Genomic DNA, 15,029 nt, shown 5'->3' with positions numbered 1-15,029 from the left:
CTCAGGCGCGCGCGAGTCGCAGCCGCAGCATCCGATATCCCACGCCGATCAGGAGGATGGCGGCGCCGATGGCGGAGCCCAGCACGGGGAGGGTCGCCACCAGCACGAGGCAGCCCAGCGCGCCGACGACCTGCAGTGCGCGGGGATATCGGCGTGCCGACCCCGTCTGCCGAAACGCCGCCGCGTTGGCGATGAAGTAGTACAGCAGCACGCTGAACGAAGAGAAGCCGATCGCGCCGCGAAGGTCGGCGAGGAGCACGATGGTGATCACGATGATGGCGATCGCGATCTCCGCGCGCTGCGGAACATGATGGCGCTGATCGATCTTCGCGAGGAAGCTCGGGACGTCGCTCTCTCTCGCCATGGCCAGCGTCGTGCGCCCGATGCCGGTCAGCAGCGCCAGCAGCGCGCCGAGCGAAGCGGCGGCGGCGGCCACACGGATGACCGGTGCCCACGCCGAGGCACCCGCCGCGCCGAGCAGGTCGACCAGGGGCGCCCTCGATCCGATCGCGTCGGCGCCGAGGACCAGGATGACCGCGACGCAGACGAGGGTGTAGACGACGATCGCTCCGCCGAGTGCGAGGACGATCGCGCGCGGGATCGTCTTCGCCGGGTCGACGACCTCCTCGCCCATCGTCGCGATGCGCGCGTAGCCGGCGAACGCGAAGAACAGCAGCCCGGCACCCTGCAGCACGCCGTATGCCGTGGCGTCGGGCAGTGGGCTCGGTGCGGCTGACGGCGCCGCGCCGAGCCCGAAGCCGACCGCGACCGCGAGACCGAGCAGCGAGCACACGACGAGGATGCGCGTGAGCAGCGCGGTGCGTGTTACGCCGAAGCAGTTCACGACCGCGAGCGCGGCGACGGCGATCACAGCGACGGGCACTTGCCACCCCTCGGGCGCGGCGTAAGCGGCGAAGGTCATCGCCATGGCGGCGCAACTCGCGATCTTGCCGATCACGAAGCTCCAGCCGGCGACGAATCCCCACCATTGTCCGATCTCGGCGCGGGCATACGCATACGTGCCGCCCGCGACGGGATGCGCGGCCGCGAGCTGCGCCGATGCGGTCGCGTTGCCGTACGCGACGACGGCGGCGATCGCGAGCGCGATCAGGATGCCGCTGCCGGCAGCCCCGATCGCCGGAGCCCATACGGCGAACACACCGGCGCCGATCATCGAGCCGAGGCCGATGGCGACGGCGTCTCCGAGCGTCAGCCGGCGAGCGAGGGGCATCCCGTCATCGTGGCACGCGGGAGTGAACAGCGGATGACGCGGCTCAGACCCGGGACGCCGTGACCCGCTTCTTCTCGCGGATGTACACCTCGCGGCGGACCCTCGCGACGACGTCGCCCTCACGGTCGGTGATGACCGTCTCGAACCACTCGAGCACCTTCGCCCCGCCTCGGGCGCGCTCGCGGATCTCCTCGGCTTTCTCCTTCGACACCTCGAACTCGGCCGTCAGCACGCCGCGGCCGGGCTTCAGGAACTCGATCTCGCCACGGGTGTCCCACACCACGTGGTCGCGCCCGAGCTGATGCATCACGAGCATGAAGAAGTACGGGTCGGTCATGGCCGACATCGATCCGCCGAAAGCGGTCTTGACGTAGTTGCGGGTGAAGACGTTCACGTGCAACTCGACCGTGGCGTGGGTCCAGTCCTCGCTGAAGCGGCGGATGCGGATGCCGCTGAAGAGGTTCGGGATCCACAGGCTCATGCCGAGGGCGAGGCGGCGGGGAGTGATGCGCATCCCGCCAGTGTGGGGGACGCGGGAGCGGGCGACGAAGACGTCTGGAGGGTAGCTACAGTTGTTCTAGTTTGAGTAGAATAAGGCCAACAAGGCGGAGGTCGGATGCTGATCAGGGTCGACATGGCGAGCGGGGTGCCGCTCTACGAGCAGGTCGCGGCGTCTGTGCGTGCCGACATCATCGCCGGCAGGCTGTCGCCGGGAGACCGTCTTCCTTCGGCGCGCGAAGTCGCCGAGACCCTCGAGATCAACCTGCACACCGTCTTGCACGCGTACCAGCAGCTGCGCACGGACGGGCTGATCGACCTGCGACGCGGCCGCGGTGCCGTGGTCTCGGCCTCCGTCGGTCCGCTCGTCGACCTGACGAAGGATCTGCAGGATCTGGTGTCGCGCGCCGCCGCACTCGGCGTCGCCCCGGCCACACTCGCCGCTCTCGTGAAGGAGATCACCGTATGACCGCCGACGTCCGCCGTGCCCGCACTGCATTCCTCTGGGTGGGGGTGATCATTCCGCTCACGATCCTGGCGGTGTCGGCGGTCATCGTCGCGTTCTGGCTTCCCGAGATACCGGAGCCCGCGGCGATCCACTGGTCGGACGACGGCGTGAACGGCTTCGGGCCCGGCTGGACCTACCTCGCCATCCTCGGCGGCATCGCGGTGATGGTCATCGCGTTCGCGCTCCTCGCGTGGTTCGCGCACCGACTCCCGCAGAACGGGCAGCCGGTTCCCGCCGCCGACGCCGAGCGCCCGCAGTGGTCGATCACGGCGAGGTTCCTCGGTGCGATGAACCTCGGCACGGTCGCCCTCATCTCACTCATCACGCTGGTTGGCGTCGACGCGCAACGTGGTCTCGCCGATGCCGCAGACACCCCCGACATCGGCTTCGAGGTGCTGATCGGGTTCGTGCTCATGGCCGGCGGTGTGGCGCTCGGATGGTTCCTGCAGCCGGCGACGCCCCTGCCGGACACGAGCCGGTCCGAGAGCCCGGCGGATCCCCTCCCGACCTCCGCCACGGAACGCCTCGTCTGGATCGGCACCGCGACGATCGCCCGCAGCGGCCTGGCGGTGCTCGGTGGCGCGGTGCTGCTCGCCTGCGCGCTCGCCACCATCATGATCGCGACGGGCGCGGGCGGAGTGCTGACCGCGGTCATCATGCTGGTCACGTGCGCGATCCTGATCGCCGCGCTCGTCACCACCTTCGCGTTCCGCGTGCGCATCGGGCCCGCCGGACTGCTCGTGCGGTCGCTGGCGGGCTGGCCGAAGATCGAGATCCCCACGGTCGATGTCGCGTCGGTGCGCGCGATCGACGTCGATCCCTTCGCCGAGTTCGGTGGATGGGGGCTGCGCTACGGCCTCGACGGACGATACGGCGTGGTGCTGCGCCGGGGTGAAGCGCTCGAAGTGACGCGCGTCGGTGGACGGCGGTTCGTCGTCACGGTCGACGACGCGCAGACAGCGGCGGCGGCCTTCGCCGCCGTCACACGGAAGGAAGGGTGAACCGCATGAACTCCACGATCCCCACGTCTCGAAGGGTCCAGTGGCCCGCCGTCATCGTCTTCGTGGCCGTCGCCTGCGCGCTGGCCTGGCTGGTGGCGCTGCCACTGTGGCTCGGAGACGGACTCGCGGAGCCGATGTCCGTGTTCCTCCTCCCGGTCATGATGTTCACGCCCGCCGTCGCGGTGCTGGTCGTGACCTTCGCGATGCGCGTGCCTGCGCGGGGAGAGCGTGCGCGCTTCCTGGGCCTCTGGCCGCTGCGGCCCGCCAAACGCGTGGTCTGGCTCATGGTCGCCGCCTGGCTCGTGCCGCCGGTGCTGGTCGGGCTCACGGTCGTCGTGTCCGCAGCACTCGGGTTCGTGCAGCTCGATCTGACCTTCGCCGGCTTCGCAGCCGAGCTCGCGAAGGCGCTGCCCGACGGTGTACCGGTACCGCCGGTCGAGATCGTGGTGTTCGCGCAGATCGCGATGGTCCCGCTCGGAGCGCTCTTCAACAGCATCTTCGCCTTCGGGGAGGAGCTCGGATGGCGGGGTTGGCTGGTGCCGGCGCTGCGACCGCTCGGTACCTGGCCGGCCCTGATCCTCAGCGGCGCGATCTGGGGCCTGTGGCACAGCCCGATCATCCTGCTCGGCTACAACTTCGGGCGCACCGACATCACGGGCGTCCTGTTCATGGTCGGCGGCTGCGTCGCCTGGGGCGTCCTGCTCGGCTGGCTGCGACTGCGGTCGGCATCCGTCTGGCCGGCCGTGATCGCGCACGGATCACTGAACGCCGCCGCCGGGCTCATCGTCCTGTTCGCGGCCACGCAGCCCGACATGGCCCTCGCCGGACCGCTCGGCGTGGCGGCATGGATCGTCATCGCGGTGGTCATCCTGGTGCTCGTGCTGACCGGCCAGTTCCGGAAGCAGCCGGAGCTCGCCGACGCTCCTGGTCGTCTGCTCTCGCCGCCGCGGGGTTGACGGGGGCCGGGGCCGGCGGTTGGCTGAGGTCATGGACTCCACCCCCGCCGCCTGGTCGCAGGCCGACTCGTATCTCGCCGACACGCTCGTCGGGCCCGACGCCGAACTGGAATCGGCTCTCGTCGCTCAGCGTGAGGCAGGGCTGCCCGAGATCGAGGTCGCGCCCGTCGCGGGCAAGTTGCTGAACCTGCTCGTCCGCATCAGCGGCGCGCGGCGGGTGCTCGAGATCGGCACCCTCGGCGGCTATTCGACGATCTGGCTCGCCCGGGCCGTCGGTTCCGAAGGCCGCGTCGTGACGATCGAGGCGGAGGCCGAGAACGCCGCCGTCGCACGGGCCAGCATCGACGCCGCAGGCGTCGGCGACCGGGTCGACATCCGCATCGGCCGGGGCGCCGAGGTGCTGCCGACTCTGGTCGGCGGGTTCGATCTGGTGTTCATCGACGCCGACAAGGAGTCCAACACCGTCTACCTCGACTGGGCCGCGCGACTCGGTCACGCGGGCACGGTCGTGGTGCTGGACAACATCGGGCGCGAGGGTGAGATCGTCCGCGACGACAGCAGCGACTCGAAGGTGATCGGCACCCGTGACGCGCTGCGGATGCTGGGGGAGGACCCGCGCTTCGATGCCACGGCGCTGCAGACGGTCGGGGCCAAGGGCTGGGACGGCTTCGCGATCGCCGTCGTGGTCTGAACCCGCTCCGCGCGCGGCGGCCGGATGAGTCCCTGGTCCGGTCGCACGGCCGGGCTAGACTGGGCGCGGATCGACGACGCTCCACACCACGTTTTCCCCCTGAACAAGGAGCACATCAGTGGCACTGATCGAGGCTGTAGGCGCACGCGAGATTCTCGACTCGCGCGGAAACCCGACCGTCGAGGTGGAGGTCCTCCTCGACGACGGCATCGTGCAGCGGGCGGCCGTCCCGTCCGGTGCCTCCACCGGCGCGTTCGAGGCGTACGAGCTCCGCGACGGCGACAAGAGCCGTTACGGGGGCAAGGGCGTCCTCAAGGCCGTCGGCGCCATCATCGACGAGCTCGGCCCGGCCATCGAGGGTGTCGAGGCGAGCGAGCAGCGCATCGTCGACGAGATCCTTATCGATGTCGACGGCACCGAGAACAAGAAGCGCGTCGGCGCCAACGCCATCCTCGGTGTGAGCCTCGCCGTCGCCAAGGCGGCTGCAGACTCGGCCGACCTCCCGCTGTTCCGCTACCTGGGTGGCCCGAACGCGCACGTGCTGCCCGTTCCGCTCTTCAACGTCATCAACGGCGGCGAGCACGCCGACAACGGCATCGACATGCAGGAGTTCTTCCTCGCCCCGGTCGGCGCGGAGACCTACTCCGAGGCACTCCGCTGGGGTGTCGAGACCTATCACGTGCTGCGCGCAGAGCTGAAGGCCGCCGGCTACGCGACCGGCCTCGGCGACGAGGGCGGCTTCGCCCCCGACCTGCCCAGCAACCGCGAGGGCCTGGACTTCCTGGTGAAGGCGATCGAGAAGGCCGGCTTCACCCCCGGCACCGACATCGCCCTCGGCCTCGACGTCGCGGCGACCGAGTTCTTCAAGGACGGCGTCTACCGCCTCGACAACAAGGACTGGGACGCGGCCGCGCTCACCGAGTACTACGTGGGCCTGGTCAACGACTTCCCGATCGTCACGATCGAGGATGCTCTCGCCGAGGACGACTGGGACAACTGGAAGCACCTCACCGATGCTCTGGGCTCCAAGGTCCAGCTGGTCGGCGACGACCTGTTCGTCACCAACCCGCAGCGCCTCGCCGACGGCATCAAGCGCGGCGTCGCCAACTCGCTGCTGGTCAAGGTCAACCAGATCGGCACGCTCACCGAGACGTTCGACGCGGTCAGCCTGGCGCAGCGCTCCGGCTACACGGCGATGCTGTCGCACCGCTCGGGTGAGACCGAGGACACGACCATCGCCGACCTCGTCGTCGCGACGAACTCCGGTCAGATCAAGGCAGGTGCGCCCGCTCGCAGCGAGCGCGTCGCGAAGTACAACCAGCTGCTGCGCATCGAGGAGGAGCTCGGCGACGCCGCGGTCTTCGCCGGTCGCTCCGCGTTCCCGCGTTCGCAGGCCTGAGCGCAGCTGACACACGAAGAAGCGGCGGAAGCGGCGGCTGAGACGGCCGTCGTCCGCGGCGCACGAAGCCGCTGAAGCGGTACGACGAAGGAGGGGCCGTGGCACGACGACCGGCTCCTCCTTCGTCATCTCCGGCCCCGAAGGCGACCGGAAAGGGCGCTGCCCGACCGAAGGCGTCCTCTGCCGCCGCCCCCGCGCCCAGGACCTCAGGGAGGAACCGCGGCGACGCGCCACGTGTCGACGTTCGCGAATGGGCCTCCGGCATCCGCCTCTCGGCGTTCTCGGTCATCATGCTCTCGCTGGTGGTACTGGGAGCCTGGGTCCTCGTGCCCACGCTCGGGACGTTCATCGACCAGCGTCAGAAGATCGCGGCGCTCGAGGCATCGGTGCAGGTCAGCGAAGACGAGATCACCGCCCTGATCGCCGAGCGCGAACGATGGAACGACCCCGCCTACATCACCACTCAGGCGCGCGAGCGCCTGTACTACGTCAAGCCGGGCGAGGTCGTCTACCTGATCGACAACGACCTCGATCCGTCCGCGCTCCCGCGTGAGCAGGCGCCCGTGAGCGACACGCTCGAGGAGAAGCCGTCGGACTGGATGCCGCAGCTGCTGCGTACCCTGGTCGCGACGGGACTCAGCGGCACGGCGACGACCGCTCCCTGAGCGTTCGCTCCGAGCATCCTCTCGGCCGGCTCCCCTACGCTGGAGGGGTGACCACGCCGCCGTTCCCCGCCCCCACGCCCGCCGAGCTCGCCGTCGTCTCGGCCCAGCTCGGTCGTTCTGCCCGGGGTGTGGTCGGCATCGCAGCTCGCTGCGCATGCGGCAACCCCACGGTGGTCGCGACGACGCCGCGCCTTCCGGACGGCACGCCGTTCCCCACGTTCTACTACCTCACGCACCCGGCTGCCACGGCCGCGATGTCGACCCTCGAGGCCAACCAGGTGATGCCGGAGCTCGCGGCGCTCCTGGCCGACGATGAAGACGTCGCGGCCGCCTACCTCGCCGCGCACGAGGCCTATCTCGCCGATCGGACGCAGTTCGGGGAGGTGCCCGAGATCGACGGCATCTCCGCCGGAGGGATGCCGACGCGTGTGAAGTGCCTGCACGCACTGGCGGGGCATGCTCTCGCCGCTGGTCCCGGCGTGAACCCCATCGGCGATGCCGCGCTGTCGCGGTCATCCTGGTCGCCCGACGTGTGCCGGTGCGAAGACCCCGGCGCCGCGCAGCGCGAAGCGGCGGCGTCACCGGCATGACAGCCCGACGGACGCTGCGCAGCGCCGCCGCCATGATGGTGGTCGCGGCGTCTGTGCTGCTCCTCGGCGCCACCGCGACGCCGCCCCCGATCCCGGACGATCCGTCCGATCCGACCCGTGCGTCGGAGTACTGGCTCGACGGGGCGCGGATCCGCGAGGCATGGCAGACGACCCGCGGCAAGGGCGTGACGATCGCCGTGATCGACACCGGCATCGGCAAGGTGCCCGAGGTGTTCGGCGACGCCGTGGTCGGCGGCACGGATGTCTCGGGTGCCGGCACGCCGGACGGACGGACGCCGCTGGGCGCGATCGACGGAAACCATGGCTCCTGGGTGGCCTCGCTCGCCGCCGGACGCGGCGCGGCCGATGGGACCGGCATGATCGGCGTCGCGCCGGAGGCCAATCTCCTCTCGATCTCGGTCGGCTTCGGCGCGGCGGCCGCCGTGCCGTTCACGGAGCAGGTCGCGAAGGGCATGCGCTGGGCGGTCGACCACGGCGCCGACATCATCAACCTCTCGTTCACGACGAACACGCTCGACTGGGACGAGAGCTGGGACGACGCGTTCCTCTACGCGTTCGAGCACGACGTGGTGGTCGTCGTCGCCGCGGGTAACCGGGGGAGCGGCACGAACATCATCGGTGCTCCTGCGACGATCCCCGGCGTGCTCACGGTGGGCGGCGTGGACCAGACGGGAACCGCGAGCGTCGAGGCTTCCACCCAGGGCATCACGATCGGGATCTCGGCACCCAGCGAGGGGCTGATCGGTGTCTCCGCCGACGGCAAGGTCGAGCGCTGGCGTGGGACGAGCGGCGCGGCACCCATCGTCGCGGGGGTCGCCGCACTGATCCGTTCCGCACACCCCGACATCAAGGCCATCGACGTCATCAACCGCATCATCAAGACCGCGATACCGGTGCCGGACGCCGTCAAGCCGCAGGATCCGCTATACGGCTACGGGCTGGTGGACGCGGCCGCAGCGATCTCCGCGAACATCGCCCCGGTGAGTGCGAACCCCATGGGCGACCTCGCGGAATGGATCCGCTACTTCCGTCGCGCGGAATCCGAGCCGCAGCCCGTGCCTTCGATGACTCCGGTGGCCGTGCCCCCTCTGCCCGCGGCCGATGCGCCGACCGACGTCGCTTCACCGTTGCTTCCCAGCGCCGATTCCCTGCGCTACGGTACCCTGCCGCTCATCGCGCTCACGGTGCCTGGTATCCTGATAGCGCTTGGCGTCACCGCAGCTGCCCGGCGCATCCGATCGGCGCGCGTTTCCGTACGCCAAATCCCCGACTCCGAGGAGTAGTTCTTCTGTGCCTCAGAACAGCACTGTGCCCAAGATTCTGATCGTCGGCGGAGGGTACGCAGGCTTCTATTCCGCGTGGAAGCTCGAGAAGCACCTCCGCAAGGGTGAGGCCGACGTGACCATGGTCGACCCGCTGCCGTACATGACGTACCAGCCGTTCCTGCCCGAGGTGGCCGCCGGCTCGATCGAGGCACGTCACTCGGTCGTCGCCCACCGCCGTCACCTCAAGCGCACCCACGTCCTCACCGCCAAGGTGACGAACATCAACCACGCGCAGAAGGTCGCCACGATCACGCCGCCCGTCGGCGAGCCGTACGAGTTCGCCTACGACCAGATCGTGGTCACCGCGGGAGCCGTCTCCCGCACTTTCCCGATCCCGGGCATCGCCGACAACGCCATCGGGCTGAAGACCATCGAGGAAGCCGTCGCGATCCGCGACAAGGTCATGTCGAACTTCGACAAGGCCGCCGCGCTCCCCGCCGGACCCGAGCGCGACCGTCTGCTGACCGTCGTCGTCGTCGGCGGCGGGTTCGCCGGTATCGAGGTCTTCGCCGAGCTGCGTTCGCTGGCCTCCGCGCTGGTGGGCAAGTACCCGCAGATCAGCTTCGAAGACACCCACTTCCACCTCATCGAGGCGATGGGCCGCATCATGCCCGAGGTCTCGCTGCAGACCAGCGAGTGGGTGCTCAAGGACCTCGCCAAGCGTGGTGCCAACGTGCACCTCGACACGCAGCTGACGAGCGCGGTCGACGGCAACGTCGAGCTCTCCACGGGCGAGGTCATCCCGACCGACGTCATCGTGTGGACCGCCGGTGTCATGGCGAACCCGACCGTCGTTCGCGGCGGCGACCTCCCGGTCGAAGAGCGCGGTCGCATCCAGACCCGTGCCGACCTGCGCGTCGGCACGCCCGAGGCCTTCGTCGAGGGCGCCTGGGCTGCGGGCGACGTGTCGGCCGTCCCCGACCTCTCGGGTGGCGGCGTCGGCGGCTTCTGCGTGCCGAACGCTCAGCATGCCGTCCGTCAGGCGAAGCTCCTCGCGAAGAACCTCGTGGCCGTCCTCCGGGGCGAGAACCCCAAGGAGTACTTCCACAAGAACATGGGCGCTGTGGCGGGTCTCGGCCTGTACAACGGTGTCTTCCAGTCCGGCAAGATCGCCCTCAAGGGCTTCGTGGCCTGGGTCGCGCACCGCGGCTACCACGGTCTCGCGATGCCGACGTGGGAGCGCAAGTTCCGCGTGATCTGGGGCTGGTGGAACAACCTGTGGCTGGGTCGCGACCTGGTGAACCTCGAGACGGTGCAGAACCCGCGCTACGTGTTCGAGGAGTTCGCCGCGCGTCCGCGGCCGGTAGCTCCCGCGGCGCCCGTTGCAGACGCTGCTCCGGCTGCGAAGGCGGAGCCGGCCGTCAAGAAGACGACGGCGAAGGCAGCATCGGGAGATGCTGCGGCCGAGCCGGCAGCCAAGAAGCCGGTGGCCAAGAAGCCCGCGGCGAAGAAGGCTCCCGCGAAGACCGCCGCCGAGCCCGCTGAGGCGACCGCGAAGTAGTCGCACTTCTGTCAGACGATCGGCCCCGCGCGCTCTGCGCCGGGGCCGATCGTCTTTTCGTCGGTGCGGCTTCGGGGCGATGCACAGGTACAGCCATTACCTTGGGAGCAGCAAGGGGAGTACTCCCGTCTGCAGCGTCGTCGTCATTACGAGCACGAGATCGTGCTCCGGCCCGCTGGCCCGTGAGGGTGGAGGAGACCTTGGCACCCGCATCGCGGGGTGCCGAGTAACCCCTGCCGTCGCTTCGACGTGGGAATCCCCGGTGGCCCGCACCACGAAAGGGACACCCATGGGAAAGCTCTCCCGACTGATCGGAATGGCATCCGACGCGCTCGAGAAGAATGCCGGGTCCGGACGCAGCGACCACTCGGCGGGCGGTCCCCGCTCGCAGGACGGTTCCCGGTCGACGGACTGGGGAGGGATGCTCCGTGGTGCCGTGGACGCGGTCCGCGGTCCGGCGGAGGGAACCCCTCGCGCAGACCAGAGCGCACGGACCGCGGGGGCGGATCCCTACGCGCCGCCGGCACCCGGTGCTCCGAGCGTCAGGGCCGGTTCGACTCCTCCGCGGGATCGTTACGCGCCACCGGTAGCCGGATCCTCGCGCACAGCCCCTGCGGCATCCGACGCCGATCGAGCGGCCATCGCGCGCTACGACTACCTGCTGCAGACAGCCGACCCGCAGCGCGTCGAGCAGATTCACCGTGAGGCATTCGCCCGCCTGACGCCCGTGCAGCGCACACTCGTCGAGGCGCGGATGCGGCAGGAGCTCGAGCCGGGGGAGCGTCCGAGGTCTTCGTCGCCGGACGATCTCGCGCGCGCGGCCGGGCGGGCCGAGGCCATGAAGCCGGGGCGGATGCGCGGACTCCTGTCGCGCGTGCGCGGCGCGGGTGCCGGTGGTGCTGCGGTTGCCGCAGGCGGTGCGGCGGTGGGACTCCTCGGTGCGGTTGCCGGTGGTGCGGTGCTCAGCACGGTGGCCGGTCCGCTTCTGGAGCAGGCCGCGGACATCGGCGTCGACTTCGGCGCGCTGGCCGAGGGCATCGATGTCGAGTCGCTCGCCGCCGGAATCGATGTCGAGTCGCTCGCCGGCGGGGCAGGCGACCTGATGGGCTCCGCGGGGGAGGCAGCCTCCGGCCTCGGCGAGGCGGCCACCGGATGGGGCGAGCGACTCGGGGACCTCGGCATCCCGGGCATCGGCGATCTGTTCGGACGCTGAGCTCGGATGTTCTTCGCAACCGACGCCGAACACGGCTTCACCGGTCTGACCGGATTCGCGGCCGACGTGCTCACCTCCCTCGGCGACGTCGGGGTCGGCGTGCTCGTCTTCCTCGAGGTGCTGATCCCGCCGATCCCGAGCGAGGTGATCCTGCCCTTCGCCGGATACCTCAGCCAGAGTGGAGAGCTGAACCTGGGATGGCTCATCTTCTGGAGCACGCTGGCCTCCTGGCTGGGAGCCCTGCTGCTGTACGGGCTCGGCGCGGCGATCGGCATGCAGCGGGCGGTGCGGCTGCTGGCAGCGACCCGGCTGGTGAGCCGCTCGGACCTGGAGCGGGGCGCCGACTGGTTCACGCGCAGCGGGGGCTGGACGGTGCTGGTGGGGCGGATGGTCCCGGGTGTGCGCAGTCTCATCTCCATCCCCGCCGGGGCATCGCGAATGAATCTCGTCACCTTCAGCATCTACACGATCGTCGGCAGCGGCGCCTGGAACGCTCTGCTCCTCGGTGTCGGTGCGGCCCTCGGCACGCAGCACGAGCAGCTGGAGCAGTACCTGGGATACCTCGACTACGCCGTCTACACGGCCATCGTGATCGCCCTCGTCGTCCTGGTGGCCCGGCGAGTGCGCGAGGCCGCGGGAGAGCGGAGGGCGGTTGCCGACGGCGAGAAGTGAGAAGCGGAGTGCCCCCGCTGGGACTCGAACCCAGACTGAAGCGATTTTAAGTCGCCTGCCTCTGCCATTGGGCTACGGGGGCCGCGTCGCCAGCCTATCGCCGAGCGGTGGCTGCGACCCGGTGCCGCAGGGGATGATCCGGAGTACGAGAAAGCCTTAGGGTGGGGGAGTGCTCGACCTCATCGACGAACTGAGCCCCGTCCAGGGTGCGCCCGCGATCGCCCCGGAGTGGGAAGATCCGGCGCGGTACTGGCCACGCCTCTCCGCCGCGACCGGACACCTGCCGGCGCCGGTCGGGGTGATCGATCGCGAGGCGCTCCGCTACAACGCGATGGACCTGTTAGTGCGCGCGGGCGGACTCCCCATCCGAGTCGCCTCGAAGTCGGTGCGCGTGCGCGCCGTGCTCGATGCGGTGCTGAAGCTGCCCGGATTCCGCGGCATCCTCGCGTTCACGCTCGAGGAGGCGCTGTGGCTCGCCGAGACGCATGACGACATCATGCTCGGCTACCCGACGGTGGATCGTGCGGGCCTGGAACGGCTCTTCGCCGATGAACGTGCGGCGCAGCGCATCACGTTGATGGTCGACGATCTCGTCCACCTCGACCTGATCGACAGCGTCGCAGGTCCCGCCTCGCGCCCCGAGATCCGCGTCGCGATCGATGTCGACGCCTCCTGGCGATCGTCGCTCCTCGGCCACATCGGCGTGCGCCGCTCGGCGCTCTTCACTGCCGGTGAGGTCGCCGGCTTCGCCCGCAAGGTGGTCGCGCGTCCCGGCTTCCGCCTCGTCGGACTGCAGATGTACGACGCGCAGATCGCCGGACAGGGCGATGATGCCGGGGCCGACGCGCCGCTGATCCGCGTGGTGCAGGCGAGGTCGAGGAACGAGCTGCGCGAGCGACGGGCGGCCATCGTCGCCGCCGTCGGTGCGATCGCCCCGCTGGAGATCCTCAACGGTGGGGGCACGGGCTCGCTCGAGTTCACCGGCAGCGACGAGTCGCTCACCGAGGCGAGTGCCGGGAGCGGGCTGCTCGGCGGCCATCTGTTCGACGGCTACCGCTCGTTCCGTCCCGCCCCGGCCTCAGCCTTCGCTTTCGATGTGGTGCGCCGTCCGGCCGCCGATATCGCCACCGTGCTCGGAGGAGGCTGGATCGCCTCCGGCCCTGCGCTCGCCTCCCGTCAGCCCCGTCCGGTGTGGCCCGAAGGGCTCCGCACACTCGGGCGCGAGGCCGCCGGTGAGGTGCAGACGCCGCTGCAGGGCCCCGCCGCCACGTCGTTGGGCGTGGGAGACCGGGTCTGGTTCCGGCATGCGAAGAGCGGTGAGCCCGCGGAGCGCATCGAGCGCTACCACCTGGTTTCGGGGGAGCAGGTCATCGATGAGCTCCCCACCTACCGCGGCGAGGGAAAGGCGTTCCTGTGACGAGAATCGGCGGCTCCTGGCAGAACTGGGGCCGGTCGGCCTCGGTGCGCCCCGTGCGCGTGGAGCGTCCGCGCAGCCCCGAAGGCGTGCAGCGCGCGGTGATCGCGGCGGTGAAGCACGGTCTCAGCGTGAAGGCTGTGGGAGCGGGGCACAGCTTCACCGGCATCGCCGTCGCACCCGGTGTCCTGCTGGAGCTCGACGACCTGCAGGGACTCGTCTCGGCGGATGCGGCCACCGGCCGCGTCACCCTCCTCGCGGGCACCCGGCTGCACCGCGTCCCCGGATTGCTCGCGCCCTATGGGCTCGCCATGGAGAACCTGGGCGACATCGATCGCCAGTCCATCGCGGGAGCGATCTCGACCGGAACCCACGGCACCGGCGCTCGGTTCGGCGGCCTGGCGACTCAGGTCGTCGGCATCACCATGGTCACCGCCGCCGGAGAGTTCCTCCGCATCGACGACGAGCACGAGAGCGAGCTGCTGCCTGCCGTCGCGCTCGGGCTCGGCGCGCTCGGCATCATCGTCGAGGTGACGCTGCAGTGCACACCGGCGTTCGTCATGCACGCCATCGACGAGCCGGCCCCGCTCGACGACGTGCTCGCCACGCTCGATGAACGTGTGGCTTCGTCGGACCACTTCGAGTTCTACTGGTTCCCGCATACCGAGGTGGCGCTGACGAAGCGTCAGACGCGACTGCCCGAGTCGACGGTACGCAAGCCGCTCCCCGTCGTGGGCAGGTGGATCGATGAGACGCTTCTCTCCAACGCGGTCTACCGCGTCGTGTGCGCCGCGGGGCAGGTGGTTCCGGCGATGACGCCGCCGTTCAGCAGATTGGCGGTCAAGCTCACCGGAGACCGCGAGTTCACCGAGCAGTCGCATCGGGTGCTCATCCAGAGCCGCACCGTGCGGTTCCGGGAGATGGAGTACGCGCTCCCGGCCGAGAACGTCGTGCCGGCGTTCCAGGCGGTCCGCGCCCTCATCGCTCAGCGCGGGTGGCGGATCGAGTTCCCGATCGAGGTGCGTTTCGCGGCGGAAGACGACCTGTGGCTGTCGACGGCGCACGGGCGGCCGAGCGCTTACATCGCCGTGCACCGGTATTGGCGCGCCGACCCCACGGAGTACTTCAACGCGGTGGAGGAGATCATGCTCGAGTTCGGCGGACGGCCGCACTGGGGCAAGCTGCACACGTTGACGGACGAGACGCTGCGCGAGCGCTATCCGCGATTCGACGACTTCGTCGCGCTCCGCGACCGTCTCGATCCGGAGCGGCGTTTCACGAATCGCTATCTCGAACGGGTACTCGGAGCCTGACACGGTTCGGGACCGCAACCCGGGCCGCGCG

At 70.0% G+C, this 15,029-nt stretch carries 15 protein-coding genes and 1 tRNA gene; 13 read left to right on the top strand and 3 right to left on the bottom strand.

Going from position 1 to position 15,029, the window contains the following annotated elements:
* Position 1 precedes the first annotated feature (1 nt).
* Positions 2-1,231 carry an APC family permease gene (locus J7E45_RS03910; protein WP_215067145.1) on the bottom strand — a complete coding sequence of 410 codons (1,230 nt, stop codon included), beginning with the start codon at positions 1,229-1,231 and terminating at the stop codon, positions 2-4.
* A 43-nt stretch (positions 1,232-1,274) separates the two neighbouring features.
* Positions 1,275-1,745 (bottom strand): DUF4442 domain-containing protein, encoded by a 471-nt coding sequence (locus J7E45_RS03905; protein ID WP_215067142.1) that lies wholly within the window; start codon positions 1,743-1,745, stop codon positions 1,275-1,277.
* A gap of 102 nt (positions 1,746-1,847) precedes the next feature.
* On the opposite strand from J7E45_RS03905, the gene J7E45_RS03900 reads away from it, so the two are divergent.
* The 11 genes from J7E45_RS03900 (at position 1,848) to J7E45_RS03850 (ending at position 12,271) form a co-directional block, all read left to right on the top strand.
* The gene (locus J7E45_RS03900; RefSeq protein ID WP_215067140.1) at positions 1,848-2,198 is read left to right on the top strand and encodes a GntR family transcriptional regulator; all 351 of its coding nucleotides are present in this window, start codon (positions 1,848-1,850) and stop codon (positions 2,196-2,198) included.
* Complete coding sequence (locus J7E45_RS03895; RefSeq protein WP_215067138.1) at positions 2,195-3,238, top strand: hypothetical protein; 1,044 nt, start codon at positions 2,195-2,197, stop codon at positions 3,236-3,238. The genes J7E45_RS03900 and J7E45_RS03895 overlap by 4 nt, the downstream gene beginning before the upstream one ends.
* Positions 3,239-3,243: 5 nt before the next feature.
* Positions 3,244-4,194, top strand: coding sequence for a CPBP family intramembrane glutamic endopeptidase (locus J7E45_RS03890; protein ID WP_215067136.1), 951 nt, complete (start codon positions 3,244-3,246; stop codon positions 4,192-4,194).
* Between the two features lie 31 nt (positions 4,195-4,225).
* Complete coding sequence (locus tag J7E45_RS03885) at positions 4,226-4,885, top strand: class I SAM-dependent methyltransferase (protein ID WP_215067134.1); 660 nt, start codon at positions 4,226-4,228, stop codon at positions 4,883-4,885.
* Positions 4,886-5,003: 118 nt separating this feature from the next.
* Positions 5,004-6,284 carry a phosphopyruvate hydratase gene (gene eno / locus J7E45_RS03880; protein WP_215067132.1) on the top strand — a complete coding sequence of 427 codons (1,281 nt, stop codon included), beginning with the start codon at positions 5,004-5,006 and terminating at the stop codon, positions 6,282-6,284.
* A gap of 290 nt (positions 6,285-6,574) precedes the next feature.
* On the top strand, positions 6,575-6,949 hold the full coding sequence (locus J7E45_RS03875; protein WP_167381616.1) for a septum formation initiator family protein: 375 nt from the start codon (positions 6,575-6,577) through the stop codon (positions 6,947-6,949).
* A 47-nt stretch (positions 6,950-6,996) separates the two neighbouring features.
* Positions 6,997-7,539 (top strand): DUF501 domain-containing protein, encoded by a 543-nt coding sequence (locus tag J7E45_RS03870; protein ID WP_215067131.1) that lies wholly within the window; start codon positions 6,997-6,999, stop codon positions 7,537-7,539.
* Positions 7,536-8,843, top strand: a complete 1,308-nt coding sequence (locus tag J7E45_RS03865) for a S8 family serine peptidase (RefSeq protein WP_167633913.1) — start codon at positions 7,536-7,538, stop codon at positions 8,841-8,843. Before J7E45_RS03870 ends, J7E45_RS03865 begins: the two co-directional genes overlap by 4 nt.
* Positions 8,844-8,868: 25 nt before the next feature.
* Complete coding sequence (locus J7E45_RS03860) at positions 8,869-10,386, top strand: FAD-dependent oxidoreductase (protein ID WP_215067129.1); 1,518 nt, start codon at positions 8,869-8,871, stop codon at positions 10,384-10,386.
* 289 nt (positions 10,387-10,675) lie between these two features.
* A complete protein-coding gene (locus J7E45_RS03855) occupies positions 10,676-11,599 on the top strand; it encodes a hypothetical protein (protein WP_091034296.1) in 924 nt (307 codons plus the stop codon).
* Between the two features lie 6 nt (positions 11,600-11,605).
* A complete protein-coding gene (locus tag J7E45_RS03850; protein ID WP_091034294.1) occupies positions 11,606-12,271 on the top strand; it encodes a DedA family protein in 666 nt (221 codons plus the stop codon).
* Between the two features lie 9 nt (positions 12,272-12,280).
* On the opposite strand, the gene J7E45_RS03845 is transcribed toward J7E45_RS03850, so the two are convergent.
* Positions 12,281-12,353, bottom strand: a tRNA-Leu gene (locus J7E45_RS03845).
* An 87-nt stretch (positions 12,354-12,440) separates the two neighbouring features.
* Between J7E45_RS03845 and J7E45_RS03840 the strand changes: the two genes are divergently transcribed.
* Positions 12,441-13,688, top strand: coding sequence for an alanine racemase (locus J7E45_RS03840; RefSeq protein ID WP_215067128.1), 1,248 nt, complete (start codon positions 12,441-12,443; stop codon positions 13,686-13,688).
* Positions 13,685-14,998: a D-arabinono-1,4-lactone oxidase gene (locus J7E45_RS03835; protein ID WP_215067127.1), complete on the top strand. Its 1,314-nt coding sequence runs from the start codon at positions 13,685-13,687 to the stop codon at positions 14,996-14,998. Before J7E45_RS03840 ends, J7E45_RS03835 begins: the two co-directional genes overlap by 4 nt.
* Positions 14,999-15,029: the final 31 nt, after the last annotated feature.

Origin of the sequence: Microbacterium sp. ISL-59 (assembly GCF_018613945.1) — a bacterium.
Classification (GTDB): Bacteria; Actinomycetota; Actinomycetes; order Actinomycetales; family Microbacteriaceae; genus Microbacterium; species Microbacterium oxydans_B.
The sequence above is the reverse complement of the archived record's forward strand: the minus strand, read 5'-3'. Positions and strand labels throughout refer to the sequence as shown.